Origin of the sequence: Oerskovia sp. NPDC057915 (assembly GCF_042887685.1) — a bacterium.
Lineage (GTDB): Bacteria > Actinomycetota > Actinomycetes > Actinomycetales > Cellulomonadaceae > Oerskovia.
In genome coordinates this window covers 1-4,772 of the sequence record NZ_JBHVOS010000045.1, presented here as the reverse complement: position 1 = coordinate 4,772, position 4,772 = coordinate 1, and the positions used below count along the sequence as shown (strand labels likewise).

The following is a 4,772-nucleotide window of genomic DNA, read 5'->3' as shown; positions in this document are numbered from 1 at the left end:
GTGCCGGAGGAGGTCCTCCGGCACCGGGCCGTCGTCGTACGTGCTGCCCACGCGCTCGGGGCTCGTCAGCCGCGTGCGCGGTGAGACGAAGCGCCCCGAGCGACGCGGGCTACGGGGTCACGCGCGGAACCACACCGTGGTGTCCGAGGGGACGCGGAGCTGCGGGTCGGCGCTGCGGTCGGAGACCGTGGGGCCGCTCTCGACCAGGACCTGCGCACCGCGGGGCAGGACCACGGGCTCGGAGCCCAGGTTGGCCAGGACGACCACGTCGCCGTTGCGGAACGCGATGACGTCGGTCGAGTCCGCGTAGGCGTCGACCCAGGCGAGCGATCCCGCGCCGAGGTCCTCGGCCTTGCGGATCTCGAGGGCGGACTTGTACATCTCGAACGTCGAGCCGGCGACGCCGTACTGGGCGTCGGCAGCGAGCGTCTTGTACGACTCGGGCTGGGGGAGCCAGGTCTTGCCCGTGGGGCCGAACCCGAGCCCGGGGGCGTCGGCCGACCAGGGGAGCGGGACGCGGCAGCCGTCGCGGCCCGCCTCGGCGCCCTCGGTGCGGAAGAACGCGGGGTCCTCACGGACCTCGTTCGGGAGCGAGGTGTGCTCGGGCAGGCCGAGCTCCTCGCCCTGGTACAGGTACGAGCTGCCCGGCAGGCCGAGCATGAGCAGGCTCGCGGCGCGGGCGCGGCGCAGGCCGAGCTCCTCGTCGGGCTGGGGCTCGTGCGCGAAGATCCCGTTGGGGCGCAGGCCCGGCTCGGCGAGGCCCAGGCGCGAGGGGTGGCGCACGACGTCGTGGTTCGACAGCACCCAGGTGGTGGGTGCGCCGACCTCGTCGGACGCGTTGAGCGAGGCGGCGACGACCGCTCGCAGCGGGGCGGCGTCCCAGGCGGTGGTGAGGAACGAGAAGTTGAAGGCCTGGTGCATCTCGTCGGGGCGCACGTAGCGGGCCAGGCGCGAGAGCGGCTCGACCCAGGCCTCGGCGACGAGGGCGCGGTCGCCGTCGTACTCGGCGAGGACCTTGTGCCAGGCGCGGTAGATGTCGTGCACGCCGTCCTGGTCGAACATGGGGCCGGAGTTCCCGGCGCCGGTCGAGCCGTCCTCGGGGGCGCCCGTGTCGGTGCCCTCGACCATCGAGACGGTGCCGTCCCAGTCGGGCAGGCCGTCCTGCTTCACCATGCCGTGCGCGACGTCGATGCGGAAGCCGTCCACGCCCTTGTCGAGCCAGAAGCGCAGGACGTCCTCGAACTCGGCGCGGACCTCGGGGTTGGTCCAGTCGAGGTCGGGCTGGGTCGAGTCGAACATGTGCAGGTACCACTGACCCGCGACCTCGCCCTCGGCGCCGGTCACGACGTGCGCGTCGGGGCCTGCGGTCACGCGGGTCCAGGCCGGGCCGCCGAAGATCGACTGCCAGTTGTTGGGGGGCAGCTCGCCGTTCTCGCCCTTGCCCTCGCGGAACAGGTAGCGCGCACGGGCGGCCGACCCCTCGGGGGCGGCGAGAGCCTCCTGGAACCAGACGTGCTGGTCCGAGGTGTGGTTCGGGACGACGTCGACGATGACGCGGATGCCCATCTCGTGGGCCTTCGCCAGCATCTCGTCGAAGTCGGCGAGCGTGCCGAACAGCGGGTCGACGTCGCGGTAGTCGGAGACGTCGTAGCCGGCGTCCTTCTGGGGCGAGCGGTAGAAGGGCGAGAGCCAGACGGCGTCGATCCCGAGCGCCTTGAGGTGCGGGAGGCGCGCGGTCACCCCGGGCAGGTCGCCGATCCCGTCACCGTTGCCGTCCGCGAAGGAGCGCGGGTAGACCTGGTAGATCACGGCGTCGCGCCACCACTCGCCGGGGCCCTCGTGGGCCGCGTGGACGAGCTGGGTGGCGGTCAGCGCCGTGGCGGAGTCGACCTCGGTCGCCGTGGTCGAATCGATACGAGACATGGAGTACAGGTCCTCACTGTGCGGGGTGTGGCTGGGTGCTGCGAGTTCTGGGTGGCGCCGGGCCGTGCACCGGCTGCGGTGCGACGGTCCGAGCGGGGATCCGGGCGCGAGAGCGCCTCGGGGATCACCGGAGCGGCGGCCGAGGGTGCGACAGGAGGCTGTCGCGTCGAGCCGTCGTCCGAGTGTAAGCGCTTACGGCTGGGGGTTGTCGAGTCGGCCGCTCGGCGCGGCGCCCGTCGACCCGCGCACGATCAGCTCCGGCTGGAACAGCAGCTCCGAGCGGGGGGCCCGCTCGCCGGAGATCTCCGTGAGCAGCGCGCTGATGGCCGCCTGGCCCATCGCGGCGACCGGCTGGCGCACGGTCGTGAGCGGCGGGTCGGTGAACGCGATGAGCGGCGAGTCGTCGTAGCCGACGACCGACACGTCCTCGGGGACGCGCAGCCCGCGCGACCGTGCGGCGCGGATGGCGCCGAGCGCCATGAGGTCCGAGCCGCACACGATCGCGGTGTGCCCCGAGTCGATGAGCTCGCCGGCCGCGGCCTGCCCGCCCTCGACCGTGAAGAGCGTGACCACGATGTGCTCCGAGGCCTGGTCGGTGTCGTCGACCAGCCCGTGCCGGACCAGGGCGTCCGCGAAGCTCGCGAGCTTGCGCTGGGCCGGGACGAAGCGTCCCGGGCCGATCGCGAGACCGATCTTGCGGTGGCCCAGCGACTGCAGGTGGCGCACCGAGAGCTCGACGCTCGCGACGTCGTCGGGCGAGACGAACGGGGCGTCCACGCCCGGCGCGTAGCCGTTGACCAGCACGATGGGCATGCCGCGGCTGCGCAGGCGCTCGTAGCGCTCGTGGCTGGCCTGGGTGTCGGCGTGCAGGCCGGAGATGAAGACGATGCCGTCGACCGCGTGGTCGAGCAGCATCTCGACGTACTCGTCCTCGGTGGTGCCACCAGGCGACTGGGTGCACAGCAGGGGCGTGTAGCCGTGCTCGGAGAGCAGCGACTCGACGACCTGGGCGAACGCGGGGAAGACGGGGTTCGTCAGCTCCGGGACGATCAGGCCGACCAGGCCCGCCGACCGGTTGCGGAGCTTTTCCGGGCGCTCGTACCCGAGCAGGTCGAGCGCGGCGAGGACGGCCTGGCGCGTCTCGCTCGCGACGCCGACCTTGCCGTTGAGGACGCGCGAGACCGTCGCAGTGCTGACGCCGGCCTGCTCGGCCAGATCTGTGAGACGGGTACGCACGTGGGGGAGTGTAGGGGACACCGGACCTCCTCGTCCTGGTTGCTCGCGGGCTGGATGTCGCAGTCCCGGAGGCGGTGTGCGATGAGCTGTTTCGCCGTGATGTGCAATGCGTTGCATGAAAGTTACCGCAAGCGCTTGCATCATGGCTACCCGTCGTCGTACGGTCGTCCCCATCAGGGCCGAGGAGGGCAGGTTCGCCACCCTCGGCTGACAATCTCGATTGCTTGGGAGTGACTCAGATGCGACGGAGCATCCTTCTTGCCGCAGCGCTCGGCACCACGCTGGCGCTCACAGCCTGCTCCGGCGGCGGTAGCGGAGACGACCCCACCACGGGGTCCGAAGACACGACCGGTGCGCTGACGGTCTGGGTCGACGAGACCCGCCAGGCAGCGGTCACCGACGCTGCGAAGGCCTTCGAGACCGAGACCGGCACCAAGGTCGAGGTCGTCCTGAAGAACTTCGACGACATCCGCGCGGACTTCCTCGCGCAGGTCCCCACGGGCAAGGGCCCCGACATCACGGTCGGCGCGCACGACTGGCTCGGCGAGTTCACGACCAACGGTGTCGTCGCGCCGCTCGAGCTCGGTGACAAGGCCGCCGAGTTCGAGAAGGTCTCGATCGAGGCCTTCACGCAGGACGGCCAGGTCTACGGCCTGCCCTACGCGACCGAGAACATCGCCCTCATCCGCAACACCGCGCTCGCCGCGACCGCCCCCGCCACGTGGGACGAGGCCGTCGCCGCCGGCCAGGCCGCCGGGACCAAGTTCCCGATCCTCGTCCAGTCGGACGGTGCCAAGGGCGACCCCTACACGCACTACCCGTTCCAGACGTCGTTCGGCGCCCCCGTGTTCACGCAGAACGCGGACGGCTCCTACAGCTCCGAGCTCGCGATGGGCGGCCCCGAGGGCCAGGCCTTCGCGACGTGGCTCGGTGCGCAGGGCGCAGCCGGCACGCTCAGCCAGGACACGACGTACGACATCGCGGTCGAGGCCTTCAAGAACGGTGAGTCGCCCTTCATCGTCGGCGGCCCGTGGATGATCGAGTCCTTCGAGGGCCTGAACCTCGCGATCGACCCGATCCCCAGCGCCGGTGGCCAGACCGCCCAGCCGTTCGTGGGCGTCCAGGGCTTCTACCTGAGCAACCAGAGCAAGAACGCGCTCGTCGCCAACGACTTCCTCGTCAACTTCCTCTCGACCGAGGAGGCCCAGACGGCCCTGTACAAGGCGGGCAACCGTTCGCCGGCCCTCACCGTCTCGGCCGACAAGGCCGCCGCGGAGGACCCGATCATCGCCGGCTTCCGTGCCGTCGGTGCCGACGCCCTGCCCATGCCCTCGATCCCCGAGATGGCTTCCGTGTGGAGCTTCTGGGGCGTGACCGAGGCAGCGATCGTCGGCGGCGCCGACCCGATCACCACCTGGGACAAGATGATCGCCGACATCCAGGCAGCGATCGGTTCCTGATCACCTGACACCCTGGCCGTGGGGCCCCCCCCGGCGCCCCCGCCGCGGGGCGGCGGTGGAGCCCCCCCGCGCGGCGCGGCGCCCCCCCCCAGACGCGGGCCGGGACCCGTGTCGCACGACGACGGAGGCTCGGAGTGCGGTCTCGTATACAAC

General features: G+C 71.6%; 3 protein-coding genes. 1 reads left to right on the top strand and 2 read right to left on the bottom strand.

All coding sequences use genetic code 11. The annotated features are described in order from the left end of the window. Positions 1-117: 117 nt before the first annotated feature. Together ACFVQ3_RS18715 and ACFVQ3_RS18710 are read right to left on the bottom strand one after the other, a co-directional pair. Positions 118-1,923 (bottom strand): alpha-amylase family glycosyl hydrolase, encoded by a 1,806-nt coding sequence (locus ACFVQ3_RS18715; RefSeq protein WP_387642364.1) that lies wholly within the window; start codon positions 1,921-1,923, stop codon positions 118-120. A gap of 192 nt (positions 1,924-2,115) precedes the next feature. Then, positions 2,116-3,159: a LacI family DNA-binding transcriptional regulator gene (locus tag ACFVQ3_RS18710; RefSeq protein ID WP_387642361.1), complete on the bottom strand. Its 1,044-nt coding sequence runs from the start codon at positions 3,157-3,159 to the stop codon at positions 2,116-2,118. 239 nt (positions 3,160-3,398) lie between these two features. Here ACFVQ3_RS18710 and ACFVQ3_RS18705 point away from each other — a divergent pair, with 239 nt between their 5' ends. After that, positions 3,399-4,619, top strand: a complete 1,221-nt coding sequence (locus ACFVQ3_RS18705) for an extracellular solute-binding protein (protein ID WP_387642358.1) — start codon at positions 3,399-3,401, stop codon at positions 4,617-4,619. Positions 4,620-4,772: the final 153 nt, after the last annotated feature.

Excerpts from the sequence above, each read along its gene's own strand:
- ACFVQ3_RS18715 (WP_387642364.1), bottom strand. The coding sequence starts at position 1,923 with ATGTCTCGTATCGATTCGACCACGGCGACCGAGGTCGACTCCGCCACG.
- ACFVQ3_RS18705 (WP_387642358.1), top strand. The coding sequence starts at position 3,399 with ATGCGACGGAGCATCCTTCTTGCCGCAGCGCTCGGCACCACGCTGGCG.